Below are 15,695 nucleotides of genomic sequence, written 5' to 3' on the forward strand. Positions count from 1 at the left end.
TGCATCTCCAGGGCTCTATTCACAATCTTCAAGGGAGCAACAATGTCCAACGCGGAACGGTATGATGCCGTTGTCATCGGCAGCGGCGAAGGTGGCAAATATCTCGCATGGCATCTTGCCCAGGCGGGAGAGAAGACCGCGGTGGTCGAACGCCGCTGGATTGGCGGTTCCTGCCCCAACATCAACTGCCTTCCCAGCAAGAACGAAATCTGGAGCGCTGGGGTCGCCAGGATCGCAGCCCGCGCCGGAGAGTTCGGCGTGACCACCGGCCCTGTGTCGGTCGAGATGAGACAAGTCCTCCAGCGTAAACGGGACATGGTCGACGGCCTCGTCGCCTTTCACCTAGACCGGTACAAGGCAACCGGGGCGGAACTTATCATGGGAACCGCTCGCCTCGTTGAGCCCCAAACGGTCGAAGTATCGCTGAACGGCGGCGGAACGCGGCGGCTGGTCGCCGACAAGCTGTTTCTCAATCTGGGCACGCAAGCGAGCGTGCCTCCCGTTCCCGGCCTTGCCGAGGCTAAGCCGCTCACCCACATCGAGGCGCTCGAACTCGACCGGCTTCCGGACCATCTGGTCGTTCTCGGCGGCGGGTATGTCGGTCTGGAATTCGCGCAGGCCTACCGACGCTTCGGCAGCCGCATCACCATCATCGAACGTGGGCCGCGCCTGGCCAAGCGCGAGGATGAGGACGTCTCCAGGGAGATTCAGCGCATTCTGGAGGCGGAAGGCATCGAGTTGCTACTCTCTACCGAAGTCGAGCGGGTGGAAGGGCAGTCCGTCGATGATGTGCGTGTCCTGATTGACACTCCGGATGGCCGCAAGACGATCGAAGGCACGGATATACTGGTCGCCGCCGGCCGTACGCCCAACACCCGAGGAATCGGCCTGGAAGAGGCAGGCATTGAGCTAACGGGTCGCGGCTATATCCGCGTCAACGATCGACTCGAGACAACCGCGCCGAACACCTGGGCAATCGGAGAGTGCGCGGGAAGTCCGCAATTCACCCATATGTCTCTCGATGATTTCCGCGTGATCCGCGACAATCTAAGCGGCGGCAACCGATCGACCAAAGATCGGATGACGCCCTATTGCATGTTCATCGACCCGCCGCTTGCCCGGATCGGGATGAGTGAGGAACAGGCGCGCGCCAAGGGAGTGACGGCGCGTGTGGCGAAGCTGCCGACGAAGGCGGTCCTGCGGACGCGGACGACGTCGGAGTCCGCGGGGTTCATGAAGGCGCTTGTCGATGCCGACGACCGGATCCTCGGCTTCACCATGATCGGCTCGGAAGCCGGCGAGGTCATGGCCGTCGTGCAGACGGCGATGCTCGCCGGGCTTCCCTACATGGCGCTCCGAGACGCCATTCTCGCCCATCCTACAATGGCGGAAGGCTTGAACGCGCTGTTCAGCAACGTTCCGGCCAAGAGCGGATGACGACGTCGAAGAGACGACGGCATTGACGCCTGAGCAGCCTCCCTGGCTAGGCACCGGCGCATCGTGTCAGGGCCGGCGGTTGGGTTCGCCCAGAGAGGTCTGGATGTTTTGTGCCGAAATGGCCGCCGTCACATCCTCGGGCGTGATGCCGAGCGAGGCCATGCGCTCGGAACTCATCCAGACGCACATGGAATATTTGGAAGTGCCGAGCGCCGACGCTTCATCGGCGCCAGGGGCACGGGGAATGCCGGTTGGAACCGATTGTTCTGCCGACCATGGAACGGAAGCCGTCGCCGGCTGTTGTGTTCAGGCTTGCAAGTCGTGCGGTGATCCTGCACCTTATGCGGAGAACTCTGCGATCGCTGCCTTAGCAACAAACAAGGAGCTGGCGATGAGAGAAATCATCCTTGCGGGGGCATTTGCGCTCTCGACCGCAACCTGCCTCGCCCAGACCAACCAGCCATCACAGCAGGTGCCTTCCGAAGCCACGTCGGGCGCCGGTCAGCCAGCCGCCTCGCAACAAGGCGCGGCCAATCTGTGCCGGGACCTCCTCGGTTTCATGAAGGCACCTCCACCGGAAGCGGCGGGGGCACCCGCCGCAGCGAAACCGGCCATGGCCGAAAAACAGGCGGCGCCCGCAAAGCCGGCGTCGGACCAGCAGGGCTCGTCCACGTCGGCAGGCACGTCGGCTGCCGACAAGAATGCCTCGGGAGACAGCGCTACGGGTTCGGCGCAGGCGGTCACCGGACAGGACGGTGTCGCCACCGACGCCCCCGACCCGGCCAAGGACAAGGCCGCTTCCGGCTCCGTCGCAAACGCGCCCCAGAAAGAATCGAGGGCCGCGCCGGTCCCGCCTGCGGACGTGACCAGCACACCGAAGGAAGCGGTGCTGACCATCGATGCGGCCCAGAAGCTTGCCGACGCCAACGATATCGCGCAATGCCAGAAAGCGGCCCGTGAAATGAGAGTGGCCGGTGTCGCCATGCCGCCCCCGCTCATCGCACTGGCGGCGTTGGATCTACAATATCAGCAGAAATCGGGCGCGGCGGCCGCACCCGCTGGTTCGGCAGCAGATCAGTAGGCGCCGGCATCGCGCCATGAAGGACAATTCGGCGACAAACCGGTCAAGGTCTGCCCCGATAGGCAACAGAAACGAAGGAGGCCGGGATGGGCATGATCTTGACGGGAATCGTCGTTACGGGCGCCATTGCGTTTGGCGCCGGCTTCTACCTTTTGAATGTTCAGCCGGAGCCGCCGGCCTGGCAGGTCTTCAGCACCGAAAGCACGAGAGTGGGCGATCCGGGCCACAATCTCGTCGGGCAGAACTGGTCGGGCAATCCCGGCAACGTTTCTGCGGAGAGCGGCGAGAAGGCGGCTTCCTGAAGCGTCCCCGCGTCCTTCGAACGGGTATGAGGGGTGCTCGGCACTCTTTGGATTGACACTATAGAGCCGGTGTGAGGTTGGCTTGGAAACGACAGCCATCGGCCAAGACCGGCCACGCCAAGTCGGATGACCGCGTTGAAAAACGGCCGCACCGGCAAGTTGTGGCCGTTTTCGGACCTATGGCACTCTACAGCCTGACGCGTAGGTTATTACCTGCGCCCGCGCTGACACAGCGGCTGTTCCGGCGAGCACGATCGCGCGCTCGAATTCTGTTTTCTCAGCCGCGCTCTTACGGAGCCAGACGGAGCGGCTATTCCGCCGGCTCGGCCGCGGCATGGGACGGCGGCCGGCCGTCGATCTTGCCTTTGGCCTGCTGTTTATCCACCCATGCGCTGTGGTGTTCCCTGGCCCAGTTCAGGTCCACCGAACCGGAGCCCATGGCTTCGTAGGCGCCCTCCATGCCGAGCGTGCCGATATAGATATGCGCTATGATGACCGCGACCATGAGGACGCCGATGATGGCATGGACATATTGCGCCGTCTGCATGCCGCTAACGTCGGTGAAGGCGAACGGAAACAGCATGTAGATGCCGGAAACGGAGAGCAGGCCACCGCCCAGCACGACCGACCAGAAGACGAGCTTTTGCCCTGTGTTGAAGCGCCCGGCCGGCGGATGCGTCCTGTTCGATTTGTCTAAAAGCCCGCCAGCCGACTTTATCCAGTTCGCATCGTAGCGGTCCGGGAGATTGTGCCAGACCCACACCACCAGCATCACCAGTATGCCGAGCATGAACACCCAGGATACGAAGTGATGCGCGTATTTACCCCAGCTCGACCAGGTCGAAAATGCCTCCGGTCCGATCAGCGGCAGCAGCAGACGCCGCCCGAAGATAAGGTTCAGGCCGGTGATCGCAAGGACGATGAAAGCCGTTGCGGTCGTCCAATGCATGAGGCGTTCGAATGCATTGAACCGGAGGATCTTTTGCCCCGATTCCCCCGCCTGTGTCCGCACCCGGCCCCTGATGAAGAAGAAAAGCGCAATTGCCAGCAGCATGCCGATGATGGCGATGGCGCCCACCCACGGCAACGTGCTTCGCTGGAAGCTCTGGTAGTCACGGCCCTGGGGCTGTTGCAGGGTCGCGGCTTTCTGGTCCGGTATAGTGATGCGGCCCTTTATCTTGCCGAACTCATCCAGAAGCTGCTGTTCGCTCACCGCCTGCTGGGCGGGGTCGTTGGCCGTCGTGGTCTGCGCCCACGCAGGAGCCGCCAGCAAGCCAAAAACCAGAATGAAGGCCGCGACAACCGGCGAAATCAGTCGATCAACGCTCCAGATCCGCATTTGCTCCGTCCTCCCGAACTTGTTTCGCTGCGGACCGATCAATGCCCGCTTTCCCGATGAAACGGCGCACGGCCTCCTACACGCCGACCGTTTCCCGATAGGCCGTCTGCCAACCCCACGCACCGGAGCCGTAGCCGCGTTGCGTTACCCGCTCCTTGTAAATCGCGGCGATGATCTCGCCGTCGCCGGCAAGCAGCGATTTGGTCGAGCACATCTCGGCGCAAAGCGGCAGCTTGCCTTCGGCCAGCCGGTTGGCGCCGTATTTGTCATATTCGACCTCGGTTGAATCGGTGTCCGGTCCGCCCGAGCAGAACGTGCATTTGTCCATCTTGCCGCGCGAGCCGAAATTGCCGGTGCGCGGATATTGCGGCGCGCCGAACGGGCAGGCGTAGAAGCAGTAGCCGCAGCCAATGCACAAATCCTTTGAATGCAGCACCACCGCGTCTTCCGTGGTATAGAAACAGTCGACGGGGCACACCGCCGCGCAGGGCGCGTCGGTGCAGTGCATGCAGGCCATCGAGACGGAGCGCTCGCCCGGCTTGCCGTCGTTAATAGTGACGACGCGGCGCCGGTTGATGCCCCACGGCACGTCGTTCTCGTTCTTGCAGGCGGTGACACAGGCGTTGCACTCGATGCAGCGCTCGGCGTCGCACAGGAATTTCATCCGGGCCATTGTCGTTCCTCCCCTACACCGCCGCGATCTGGCAAAGCGTCACCTTCGGCTCCTGCATGCCCGTCGCCGGATCGTAGCCATAGGTGGTAATGCTGTTAGCGCTTTCGCCAAGAACGTAGGGATCGGCCCCTTGGGGATAATTGGCCCGCAGGTCCTCACCCTGGAACCAGCCGCCGAAGTGGAAGGGCATGAACGCCACCCCCTTGCCAACCCTCTCGGTGACCAGCGCCTTTACCTTGGCCTTGACGTTGTTTTCCGCACCGCTGACCCAGACCCAGCGCCCGTCGCTGATGCCGCGTTGGGCGGCGTCGTCGGGGTTGATTTCGACGAACATGTCCTGCTGCAGTTCGGCCAGCCACCGGTTGGAGCGGGTTTCCTCGCCGCCGCCTTCATATTCGACGAGGCGGCCGGTCGTCAGGATGATCGGGAACGACTTGGCGATGCCCTTGTCCACGGCCGCCTTCTGAACGCTAAAGCCGATATTCGGCAGGCGGAACTGTTTGGCGTCCGGATAGGTCGGATACTTGGCCACGAGGTCCACCTTGGGCGTGTAGATCGGCTCGCGGTGGACCGGGACGGGGTCTGGCAGGTTCCAGGCCAGCGCCCTTGCCTTGCCGTTGCCGTAGGGATGGCAGCCATGGCTGAGCGCCACGCGCTGAATGCCGCCGGACAGGTCGGTCGACCACGACACTTTGCCGATGTCGCCCATGTCGTCGCCGATCGTCTGGATGATGCCGTGTTCCTCCGGCGTCAGGTCCCGGTCCCAGCCGAGCTTCTGGAGCACCGCCATGGTGAATTCCGGATAGCCGTCGGTAAGTTCGGAGCCTTTCGTATAGGAGCCTTCCGCCAGAAGCGTTTCGCCGTTGCGTTCGACGCCGAAGCGGGCGCGGAACGGGCTGCCGCCGTCCATCACGTGCAGCCCGGTGCTGTAGAGGTTCGAGGTTCCGGGGTGGCGGATCTCCGGCTTGCCCCAGCAGGGCCAGGGCAGGCCGTAATAATCGCCGCCGACTTCCGGGTCGTCCTTGGGTGCGCGCAGGGTGACCAGGTCGAACTTCGCCTGGTTCTTCATATGCGCCTTGAGCCGTTCGGGCGACTGGCCGCAATAGCCGGTCGACCAGCTGCCGCGGTTCATCTCGCGCAGCACGTCCTCCGGCACGGGCCGGTCGCCTTCGACCTTGATGTTCTTGAACATCCAGTCGGCAAGGCCGAGCTTCTTCGAAAGCAGGTAGAGGACCTGGTAGTCGTCCTTCTGCTCGAAGCTAGGCGGTACGATCTGCTCGCCCCACTGGAGAGCGCGGTTGGAGGCAACCCGCGACCCCGAGGTCTCGAATTGCGTGCAGACCGGCAACAGATAAGTGTTGTCCTTGCGCCCCGCCTTGACCGCGAGCGAGGCCCAAGTCGTGGGATGGGGATCGGCCACGACGAGCAGTTCGAGCCCGGCGAGCCCCTTGATCGATTCCGGTATGCGCGTGATCGAGTTGCTGGCGTGGCCCTGCACGAACATCGAGCGCATGATGTCGGGCTGCGCGATGTCTTCCTTCGGCAGTGAAACCGCATCGAACCAGCGTGTCAGCGGGATGCCGGGCGTTTCCATCAGTTCCTTGGAAGAGAACTGGCCCACCAGGTCGTTATAGGGAATCTCCCAGACGCGGCCCCAGTGTTTCCAGGCGCCTTCCGTCAGCCCGTAGTAGAAAGGCAGGGTAACCACGTCGAGCCCGATGTCGGTCGCGCCCTGAACGTTGTCGTGGCCGCGGAAAATATTGGCGCCGGTGCCCGGCTTGCCGACATTGCCGGTGGCGAGGCACAGGATGCAACTCGCGCGCGTATTGGCCGTCCCGACCGTGTGGTGTGTCTGGCCCATGCACCAGATGATCGTCGACGGCTTCTGGGTCGCGAAGGTCTGGGCGATGCGCTTCAGCTGCTCGCCCGGCACGCCGGTGATCGTTTCCACCTCATCCGGAGTGTACTTGGCGACCTCCTTGCGGACGTCGTCCATCCCATAGACGCGCTGGGCGATGAATTCCTTGTCTTCCCAGCCATTCTCGAAAATGTGCCAAAGCATCCCCCACAAAAGCGCGATGTCGGTGCCGGAGCGGAAACGGGCGTATTCCGTGGCATGGGCGGCCGTGCGGGTGAAGCGCGGGTCCATGACGATCAGGTTGCCGTTGTTGAGCTCCTTGCCCTCGAGCAGGTGCTGCATGGCGACCGGATGCGCCTCGGCGGGGTTTCCGCCCAGGACAAGCATCGTCTTGGAGTTTCGGATATCGTTGTAGGAGTTGGTCATCGCCCCGTAGCCCCAGGTGTTGGCTACGCCGGCAACCGTCGTCGAATGGCAGATGCGCGCCTGGTGATCCTGGTTATTCGTCCCCCACAGGGCGGCAAGTTTTCGGAACAGATAGGTGCCTTCGTTGGAGAATTTCGCCGATCCCATCCAATAGGTGGATTCCGGCCCGGACTTCTTGCGGATTTCGAGAAGCTTGTCGCCGATGCTGTTTATCGCCTCGTCCCAGGTGGTGCGCTCCCATTGGCCGTCGACGAGCTTCATGGGGTATTTCAGGCGACGGTCGCTGTGCACGAGTTCGCGCACGCTGGCGCCCTTGGCGCAATGCGAGCCACGGTTGAAGGGGCTGTCCCAGGAGGGCTCCTGGCCTGTCCATACGCCGTTCTGGACCTCAGCGGTTACCGTGCAGCCCACCGAGCAATGAGTGCAGATGCTCTTCTTGAGTTCGATCGGCGCGCCCGGCTCCGGATGGCTGATCGCGGTGGCCTTCCTGACCGTGCCGAGTTGGAAGGTGCCCAATGCCGCCAGCCCGCCGGCCACCAGTCCGGAACGGCGCAGGAACGTGCGCCGGTCCACGGGGGCTGCAGCCAGGCCCCCGGCGAGAGCCTGTAGTCGCGTGCGGCTTGCCTGTCCACTCTTGCGCTTCGTCAGCATGGCAACCTCACTTGTGCTCGGGATAACGATTGACGCGATAGAAGGCCTTGATGTGCTCCGTTTCCTTGTAACGGGCACGCATCTCCTCCGTGCCGGGGTCGTAAGCCAGCGCCTCGGTGGGGGTGAGTGCGACGGTCGCGGCGGCAGCGGTGGAGGCGCCGCCGAATGCCCGAAGGAAGTTGCGGCGGCTCAGTGCCGTCTGTTTTTCGTCCTGCATCTTCCGTCCTCCTCCTTGCTGGGCACTGCGTTCCTGGCATGCGTCCAGGGTCAGGACCCATCAATCTGGTCGAAATGGTGTGAGGCCATCTGTTCGGATAGGCGGAGCGAAGGGGCAGGAAACCGTTCGGTTTTCAAGCCCTTCGCGACAATGTAGCCGGGCAGATGGACCACATCCTGTGGACGCCAAAACGGCTGTGATCTGCTGCGTCGAACCGCTCGACCGGGGGAACAACCCCGCTCTTCGCGTCTCTCCTTGCATCTCTTTGCCGTTTCCGGCGCCATTTCGATCATATTAATGAGTCCTGACCCTAGGCGCTTCGCCGCGCCTCCATAGCGAAGGCCTCGCTTTCGATGTCGATGAAAAGCCGCCCGATCGTGCCGACCGACCGGTAGAACCTGGCCGCCTTCGCGTCCTCCAGATCGCGGAAGAAACGCCCGGCCCACGGTTCGACATGACGTTCGAAGAAATCCTGTTCCTCGCCGCCGGAAACCGTGAAATGCTTGCCGGCGAAGCCGCTCATCATTTCGCACAGGCTGCCGAGATGATCCTCGGGCTCGCAATGGCCTGCGGCGCGCTCGATGCCAAAACGGATCATGTCGGCGCGCAGGCGCGCCAGCGGCCGTTCGTTGAGGAACCCGGTGAGATAATAGGACGCATAGGGAAGAAGCTCGCCGCGCCCCACGCCGATGAACAGCTCGAAATATTCGCGCTGGACCGCATCGGCGGTGCTTGATGCCGCTGCGCGCGCAAGAGCAGCGTGCGCGCGCCCAAGCGGCGTGTCACTGCTGTCCTGCAAGCGTGAAAGCCGGCCAAGCAAATCGCCGTCGGGCGGCGCGACCAGCAACGAGGCAAGAAGTGCGTATTCGTCCGCCCGGGCCTGATCGATCTCGTCGAGTAGAGCGGTTCCTGCGCCGAAGATTGCAGCGTCCGCTTCATCTGGCCTTTCTCGTGCCTGACCTGGAGGCAAGTCTGGGTTCATTAACTGACCTTGACCGCGTTGCCTGAGATTGGGTGAACCCATAGTAGCCCCGCAGCGAATGAATGCAAGAGTCTATCCTGCAGCTTATTGCATATGGCTGCATTTGACGTTTCTTTTCCATTCTTGGCTTAAGGGAGGTTTCGGCGCGCGGATTAGCGTGGCATCGCCCCGCCATGACGGGGCCGGGCGACGGCCTCGACGGGCCGGGAAGAATTGCTATCATCGGGCGAAGCCGAATGCGCTCTGCCTTCTGCCGGCGGGCTTGTCTTCGTTTCCGCGGCGAGGGTTGGCGTGTCGGCCCCGGACGACTCGTCTGCGGGCTTTTGCGGCGACGGAGCTTCCGTCTCCTCGCCGGCGGGCGTCGTATCCGCCGAGGCATCGGCGGATTGTTCCGGTGGCGGTTCGGCTGGCTGGCCAGCTTCCGCCGGCTCCGTAGCAATATCGACGGCGCGCACCGCTTTCGACAGGAAGCCGACGACAGCTTCCTTTGCCTCGATCGGTCCGAACCCGGTCATCGCGCCCGGCTGGTTGAAGTCCCAGGCATATTCCGAAGGGCCGACATAGTCGCGGATTCCGGGGTCGATCGACCATACCCTGCGCAGCGCCGCGCGCTTCAACACCGCCGGGACGCCTTTCTTCAGGAAGGCGGAGATGTCGCTTTCGGCGGTCAGTTCTTCGATCCGCGGAAGCGACGCCACCACTTCCGCCTCGTCAGACTCCGCTGCGTCCTCTTCGGATGCATCGGGTTCCGGCACCGAAGCGTCGCCATCGTCGGCAATCTCGTCGGGCGCTTGTTCTTTTTCTCGGTCGCTTTCGGCAACGGCAGGCGCTTCCGAACGCGCCGCCAGCTTGCGGCGCGACCATCGGGCGAGAATATTGTCACCGTTGCCGCTCATCCCTCTTCGTCCCTGCGGTCCACGTGAGGACCCCGCCAGGCCATCGCTTCCGGGTCCGCCCGGTCGCGCTTGCGCTTGACAAACGGATGTTCGACGTGATGGGCTGCCACGAATGCCGCAAGCTGTTTCTGTATCTCTACCGGCATCGGGACGGCGTCTATGATGTCCGTATCGGTCTCCGTCAGAGCTTCGGCTTCGGACGAATCCGCCGTCACCAGATGCACCACGACCCCGGGCGCCGCATCCGTGGGCCGCAGCACGACCCAGAGGCTGGGCTGCCCAGAACGCAGGTTTTCCCTGTACATCGTCGTATCCGTCCCGAAGAACTCGACCTCGAACGATCCTGCATAATACCGCACGAGCTTAGCTGTCTGTTTCAGGACCGTCCACGGCGTCGCGGCCGGCTCCCCAGCCAGCACGGCGACAGGCACCCAGGCGTGATCGACCCACGAACTGTTCAGGACTCGCCGTTCCACGACAACACCGATTTCAGCCGTTTCCCGCACCATCGCAGCGCTCCTGGCCCTAGCTCGCCGGGGCCGTGGCGCGGAGCGGCAGACCGGCGATGAGGTTTTGCGGTTTCATGCGGATCGTTTTATCCGGCGTCATCGCCAGAATCAGCCAGATCGGATGCGCTCCTACTTCCGGCCTGACTTCACCCATGTCGGAAAAACCGAGCCGGAACAGGGCGACGATCCGTTCCGCCGCCTCGGGGTCGAGGTCCTCGCCCCGCCACAGCGCATTGCCGATGCGCGTCGCCTCCGCGTCGAGACCGACGAACCACGCCCAACTGTCGTCCTCGATCCGCTCGACCGGCTCGATCGTCACCCTGACGGCAAGCAAATGGCGTATCCAGGCTTCCATCGTGGTGGCGAGGCCGCGTCTTGCGGCGCTGTCGGCGCCGCCGAGGCGCAGCACCATGTCGAAGGCGTCGCTTCTCTCGAAATACGCATCGGCGTTTTCGGCCTCGAGGATATCCAGTTCGGTGACGGCCGGTCCGCCGAGCATGGCGAGCAGCGGCGAGGCGTGGCGGTTCTGCTCATGGATCTCGATGGTTTCGGCGTCGGCGAGCAGCAGCGTTTCCTCATGGAAGCTTACCCGCTGCGGGCGATAGAACAGTTCGGCCGCGCGCAGCACGGCGGGATCGCTCCCGCCGTCGAGTGCGTTGCGCAGCACCACCTGTGCCAACTGGTTCATGAACAGCGGCGGCGTGTCGGCAAACGAGCCGCGCGCCAGTTGCAGGTAGGCGGCCTCGAGCGAGGGCGCGGCGAGAAGCCGGTCGCGGAAGGCGATCATGAACGCCCAGTTCTCGCGCGCATCCGCATCGTCAATCGCGGCGATCTCGTCCTGTCCGACGGGACGGCGCGGATGATGCATCAGAAGTTCGTGATGCAGCCGCAGTTCCGCCTCGCAGGCTTCCTGCGGCGGAAGCAGTTCGGGACGCGCGAGATAGGCCTTGAGGAAGGCGTCGGTTACCGTAAGCCGGCCTGCCGCATCCCGGTCGAGAAGATGGTGGCCCGATGAAACCCAGAAATCCTTCACTGATGCTTTCCCCCCAACGCCCGGATATCGAATTCCTCCACGGGGCCATCCTCCTCGTCGACCTCTATGATGCGGAATGCCGTTGCCATATCGAGCCGGCTCACCTTCTGGTGGAGGGTGCGAAACGATTCCCGGATGCCAGTCCGCTCGCCGGCGCGGTGGAGGGCAAGCAGTGTGTTCGGCGGGTGGCTGCAAAGCGATTGCGCGAACGCAATCTCTTCTTCGGCGGCCGGGCGTGCGGTTTCGAGGTCGGGCGCCCCGCAATGCGCGACAAGCTGTTCGGCCAGATGCTCGACGGCTGTCACGCGTTCTTCGGCGCTCGCCTCCGTCACGACAGCGAGGGTGGACCAGCCGAAGCTGCCGATGCCGAGGAAGCCGGCGCGGAAAGCCTGCCGTTCCTTGCCGGCGAGGGTGTCGGGATCGGTGCCGAAGAACAGGAAAGTGCCAGTCACTGCCCATTCGCCCGGCTCGGCGGCGCGCAAATAGACGAACGTGTCGGAAGGATCGAGGCGAATGGTACGCGGTAGTTTCAAAGCCATGGCATTTCCGTTGCGGGATCGAGCCAGGACGAGGACGCAAGCGCCTCCGCCAGATTTTGCCTCGCGGAAGGAGCCTGGCCGGGTTTCGCCTGAACCAGCAGATCCCCGTTATCGGCGATCAGCGCATCATGGCCCCCCGGCGACACGCGGTCCAGCCATCGTTTGGCCAGCGGCGCAAAGCCGGTTTCCTTCCATTCGTCGAACCCGACCATCAGGTGGCGCGAAAAGCTGGCGACGATCTCGCCGATATCCACGGCTTGGAAGCCCAACTCGTCGAGTGCGCCGAACAACGGCCGCAGTCCGGGCTCGTCGGTGCGAGCGGCCGACGTGCGGAGCATGACCGAGAAGACCAGCCAGGCCGGAGTCTCGGTTTCGTGCGTTCCCTCGGGCCAGTTCAGGCGCCCACCGCCGACCAGAACCCCGTCGACGCGAAGCGCGTCCGGCCAGTCGAAAGTGACGGGGCGTGAGGGCGGCGCAAGCGTGGCCAGTGCATCAGCCAGCGCGTTCATGCCGGCATAGATCGCCAGACGCGCTTGCGCGAGCGCGACTTCCGGCTCCAGCACGACCGCGAATTCCGCCACGTCCTGCCGCCTCACCCAGACCAGCGTTCCTGCCCCCTCCTCCGCTGCGACGGCGCTGGCATGCGCGAAGGCGTCGCAGGATTCCCGCAACATGACGAGGCTGTAGGGCGGGGGCAGATCGAGGGCGTACCCTGTCGCCGACGCTTGCTGAGGCATTATGTCGGTCCATTTGTGGTGACGGCGAGCTTATTGTCCATATAATACTTCTAAAGTGGAGGCGCTACCGCAGGTGGCGGTGCCACGGTGCGGGGAGAAGAGCCATGAATCCCGAAAGGCCACGCACGGTCTTCGTTTGCTCCTGCGAGCGGAGCATGCCGGGCTTCGGCGACAGCGTCGCCCGCGGCTGTGCGGGCGTCGATGTCCAGTCCGGGAACCAGTTCTGCGGTGCCGAACTTGAGCGGGTCCGAAGTGCATTGGGCAGAGGCGAAGCCGTCACCATAGCCTGCACACAGCAGGCGCCGCTTTTCCTCGGGGTCGCGCAGGATGCAGGCTTTGCCGGCGAGCTTGCCTTTGCCAACATTCGCGAGACGGCAGGCTGGTCGAAACAAGGCATCTCGGCCGGCCCGAAGGCGGCGGCGCTGGTGGCGATGGCGGCCGAACCGATCACTCCGTCTGAACGGGTCACGCTGACCAGCAATGGCGTCGTGCTGGTCTACGGACGGGACGAAGCGGCCATTGAAGCCGGGCGGCAGCTTGCCGGCGAAATGGACGTCACCGTGCTTTTGACGCGGCCGGGCGAGGTCGCGCCCGCGCCCGTGTGGGAATTCCCGGTCGTACGAGGTACGATCCGCAACGCACTGGGCCATCTCGGCGCTTTCGAACTGATGGTCGACGATTTCGCCCTCCCCTCGCCGTCATCGCGCGAGCGCCTGCGCTTCGGCACGCCCCGCGACGGCGCCCTGTCGGAAGCGGACGTCATTCTCGACCTATCCGGCGGCGCTCCGCTGTTTCCCGCTCATGAACTGCGGGAAGGCTACGTCAGGGCCGATCCGGCAGACCGCGCCGGGCTCGCTCCCGCGATCTCCAGGGCGGCCGATCTTGTCGGGGAATTCGACAAGCCGCGCTACGTCGATTTTTCCGCCGATCTGTGCGCCCATTCGCGCTCGCACATCACCGGCTGCACGCGTTGCCTTGACCTGTGTCCGACGGGCGCCATAACGCCGGCCGGCGATCATGTCGCGATCGACGCGGATATCTGCGCCGGCTGCGGTAATTGCGCGGCCGCCTGCCCGACCGGCGCGGCGGCGTATGCCTTCCCGGATGTGCAGGCCCTGCTTCGGCGGCTGCGCACGCTGTTGTTCACCTATGGCAAGGCTGGCGGGACCCATCCGGTCATCCTGTTTCACGATGGCGACCATGGCGAGCCGCTGATCGACGCGACCGCGCGTTTCGGCCGGGGGCTGCCCCCGAACGTGCTGCCGGTGACGCTGAACGAAATCACCCAGTTGGGGGTCGAGGCGTGGGTAGCACCGGTCGCCTGGGGTGCGGTTGCGGTCCGGGCGCTTGCTTCGGCGAGAGCGAAGCACGACCTGACCGGCTTCGCCAGGAACGTCACCATCGCCAACCTTTTGGGAACGTCGCTGGGTTATGGCGAAGATGTCTGCGGCGTGATCGAAGCGGACGATCCCGACAGCCTGGAAACGGCACTGGCCCGCATCACGCCGCAAGCGCACGTACGAAAGCCGGCTACCTTCCTGCCGCTCGGCGACAAGCGCAGTCTCATGAAAAGCTCGGTCGTCGGCCTGTACGATGCGGCGCCGGCCCCTGTCGCACGCACGCAATTGCCGGCGGCAGCGCCCTTTGGCGGGCTCGACGTCAATGTCGATGCCTGCACGCTGTGCCTTTCCTGCGTATCGGCCTGTCCGACCGGCGCGCTTTCCGACAGCGAGGAGCGGCCGGCCCTCTATTTTGCCGAAAGCGCCTGTGTCCAGTGCGGACTCTGCGCCGCGACCTGCCCCGAAAATGCGATCACGCTTGCCCCGCAACTGGATTTCGAAGCCTGGAAAGCGCCGCGCCGGTTGCTCAAGCAGGAGGAGCCGTTCCGATGCATACGCTGCGACACGCCGTTCGGAACGAAAAGCACCGTCGAGCGCATCGTCGCCAAGCTGGAGGGTAAGCACTGGATGTTCGCCGGCGAAAATGCAAGACGGCTCGACGTCGTGCGCATGTGCGACAAGTGCCGGGTCGAAACCGTCCTGAACGAAGGCTTCGACCCCTATGAAGCGCCCGCCCGCCCGGCTCCGCGAACGACGGAGGATTATTTGCGCGAACGCGCGGCCTCGGCCCACAAGCCGACCTGAAACCGGCCGCGACCGGTGCCTGGCGGTCTATCCGGCAAGCGACGGCCCCATCGTTAACGTGATAAATTCATTCGACCTCCTGTCTCGACGCTTCCTGTTACGTTCTCAATTCATCCACCTTACCGAAGCGGCGGGGTCTGGCTTTTGCCGTCAGGTCGCCGTCATTTTCGGCCAGCCCCTCGATGATCGGGCAGTCTGGCCGATCATCGCCATGACAACGTTTGGCGAGATTTTCCAGCGTTGCGATCATGGCCGCGATCTCGGCCTGCTTCTGCTTCAGCGCGTCGACATGACCGAGCGCCAGCGCCTTCACATCGGCGCTGGCGCGTTCACGATCGCTCCACAAAGCGAGGAGTTCACCGATCTGCTCGACGGTAAAACCAAGATCGCGCGCGCTGCGGATGAAGCGCAGGCGATGGATGTCGGCCTCGTCATAATCGCGATAGCCGCTGTCCTGTCGGGCCGCCTTCGGGATGAGGCCCGTCTGCTCATAATAGCGGATCATCTTGGAACTGACCCCTGAGGCACGGGATGCCTGTCCGATATTCATGAGCCGTTCCCTTCCTGATTTTCCGCTGTCAAGCCGAGCGCGGCCGCGATCTTCGGCCGCTGGCTTGCGAACGTTCCGTAAAAGAATTCGCCAGAGCCCGCGAAGGTGATGGGCGCGACGCGCACGCCGGTCCTTGCCCTGACCTCCTCCATGATTGTCACGTCGGTCAGGTCACGTTCTTCATATGGGACGCCTGACGCCTCCAGCCAATGCTTGAGCGCATGGCAATCGGGGCAGGTTGGCGTGGTATAGATGACGACATCCATCGGATGATGCTCCATTTTTGACAGAACCGGGGCGAGATTTCCGCCCCGGCTGTTG

General features: G+C 63.8%; 16 protein-coding genes and 1 pseudogene. 4 read left to right on the forward strand and 13 right to left on the reverse strand.

Annotation, left to right across the window (positions count from 1 at the left end; translation table 11 throughout):
• The first annotated feature begins 42 nt into the window (after window positions 1–42).
• Window positions 43–1,437, forward strand: a complete 1,395-nt coding sequence (locus BFN67_RS19405) for a mercuric reductase (protein ID WP_080921142.1) — start codon at window positions 43–45, stop codon at window positions 1,435–1,437.
• Between the two features lie 66 nt (window positions 1,438–1,503).
• On the opposite strand, the pseudogene BFN67_RS24165 reads toward BFN67_RS19405, so the two are convergent.
• Window positions 1,504–1,692: pseudogene (locus BFN67_RS24165) on the reverse strand (efflux RND transporter permease subunit); the annotation flags it as partial.
• A 136-nt stretch (window positions 1,693–1,828) separates the two neighbouring features.
• Here BFN67_RS24165 and BFN67_RS19410 point away from each other — a divergent pair.
• Window positions 1,829–2,518 (forward strand): hypothetical protein, encoded by a 690-nt coding sequence (locus tag BFN67_RS19410; protein WP_080921267.1) that lies wholly within the window; start codon window positions 1,829–1,831, stop codon window positions 2,516–2,518.
• Between the two features lie 86 nt (window positions 2,519–2,604).
• A complete protein-coding gene (locus BFN67_RS19415; protein WP_080921143.1) occupies window positions 2,605–2,820 on the forward strand; it encodes a hypothetical protein in 216 nt (71 codons plus the stop codon).
• Window positions 2,821–3,130: 310 nt separating this feature from the next.
• Here BFN67_RS19415 and BFN67_RS19420 read toward each other — a convergent pair whose 3' ends face one another.
• The 10 genes from BFN67_RS19420 to BFN67_RS19465 all read right to left on the reverse strand — a co-directional run bounded on the left by BFN67_RS19420 (window position 3,131) and on the right by BFN67_RS19465 (window position 12,680).
• Window positions 3,131–4,159, reverse strand: a complete 1,029-nt coding sequence (locus BFN67_RS19420; protein WP_080921144.1) for a formate dehydrogenase subunit gamma — start codon at window positions 4,157–4,159, stop codon at window positions 3,131–3,133.
• 76 nt (window positions 4,160–4,235) lie between these two features.
• Entirely contained in the window at window positions 4,236–4,832 is a 597-nt protein-coding gene (gene fdh3B, locus BFN67_RS19425) for a formate dehydrogenase FDH3 subunit beta (RefSeq protein WP_080921145.1), read from the reverse strand.
• A gap of 13 nt (window positions 4,833–4,845) precedes the next feature.
• Window positions 4,846–7,767, reverse strand: coding sequence for a formate dehydrogenase subunit alpha (locus BFN67_RS19430; protein WP_080921146.1), 2,922 nt, complete (start codon window positions 7,765–7,767; stop codon window positions 4,846–4,848).
• Window positions 7,768–7,774: 7 nt separating this feature from the next.
• Window positions 7,775–7,984: a formate dehydrogenase gene (locus tag BFN67_RS19435; protein ID WP_080921147.1), complete on the reverse strand. Its 210-nt coding sequence runs from the start codon at window positions 7,982–7,984 to the stop codon at window positions 7,775–7,777.
• 310 nt (window positions 7,985–8,294) lie between these two features.
• Window positions 8,295–8,966, reverse strand: a complete 672-nt coding sequence (locus tag BFN67_RS19440; RefSeq protein ID WP_080921148.1) for a TorD/DmsD family molecular chaperone — start codon at window positions 8,964–8,966, stop codon at window positions 8,295–8,297.
• A gap of 152 nt (window positions 8,967–9,118) precedes the next feature.
• Window positions 9,119–9,862: a DUF3306 domain-containing protein gene (locus BFN67_RS19445; RefSeq protein ID WP_080921149.1), complete on the reverse strand. Its 744-nt coding sequence runs from the start codon at window positions 9,860–9,862 to the stop codon at window positions 9,119–9,121.
• Window positions 9,859–10,371, reverse strand: coding sequence for a DUF3305 domain-containing protein (locus BFN67_RS19450; RefSeq protein ID WP_080921150.1), 513 nt, complete (start codon window positions 10,369–10,371; stop codon window positions 9,859–9,861). The genes BFN67_RS19445 and BFN67_RS19450 overlap by 4 nt, the downstream gene beginning before the upstream one ends.
• 16 nt (window positions 10,372–10,387) lie before the next feature.
• Window positions 10,388–11,404: a DUF6352 family protein gene (locus BFN67_RS19455; RefSeq protein ID WP_080921151.1), complete on the reverse strand. Its 1,017-nt coding sequence runs from the start codon at window positions 11,402–11,404 to the stop codon at window positions 10,388–10,390.
• A complete protein-coding gene (locus tag BFN67_RS19460) occupies window positions 11,401–11,943 on the reverse strand; it encodes a DUF6505 family protein (protein WP_080921152.1) in 543 nt (180 codons plus the stop codon). Before BFN67_RS19460 ends, BFN67_RS19455 begins: the two co-directional genes overlap by 4 nt.
• The gene (locus tag BFN67_RS19465; RefSeq protein ID WP_080921153.1) at window positions 11,934–12,680 is read right to left on the reverse strand and encodes a biotin/lipoate--protein ligase family protein; all 747 of its coding nucleotides are present in this window, start codon (window positions 12,678–12,680) and stop codon (window positions 11,934–11,936) included. Before BFN67_RS19465 ends, BFN67_RS19460 begins: the two co-directional genes overlap by 10 nt.
• Before the next feature lie 104 nt (window positions 12,681–12,784).
• Here BFN67_RS19465 and BFN67_RS19470 point away from each other — a divergent pair, with 104 nt between their 5' ends.
• Window positions 12,785–14,824: a 4Fe-4S binding protein gene (locus BFN67_RS19470; protein ID WP_080921154.1), complete on the forward strand. Its 2,040-nt coding sequence runs from the start codon at window positions 12,785–12,787 to the stop codon at window positions 14,822–14,824.
• Window positions 14,825–14,921: 97 nt separating this feature from the next.
• Here the strand turns inward: BFN67_RS19470 and cueR are convergent, their stop codons facing one another.
• Together cueR and BFN67_RS19480 are read right to left on the reverse strand one after the other, a co-directional pair.
• Complete coding sequence (gene cueR, locus BFN67_RS19475) at window positions 14,922–15,374, reverse strand: Cu(I)-responsive transcriptional regulator (protein ID WP_080921155.1); 453 nt, start codon at window positions 15,372–15,374, stop codon at window positions 14,922–14,924.
• Entirely contained in the window at window positions 15,371–15,640 is a 270-nt protein-coding gene (locus BFN67_RS19480; protein ID WP_245295347.1) for a glutaredoxin family protein, read from the reverse strand. The genes cueR and BFN67_RS19480 overlap by 4 nt, the downstream gene beginning before the upstream one ends.
• Window positions 15,641–15,695: the final 55 nt, after the last annotated feature.

It is taken from the genome of Manganibacter manganicus, from assembly GCF_002075885.1.
Classification (GTDB): Bacteria; Pseudomonadota; Alphaproteobacteria; order Rhizobiales; family Rhizobiaceae; genus Mesorhizobium; species Mesorhizobium manganicum.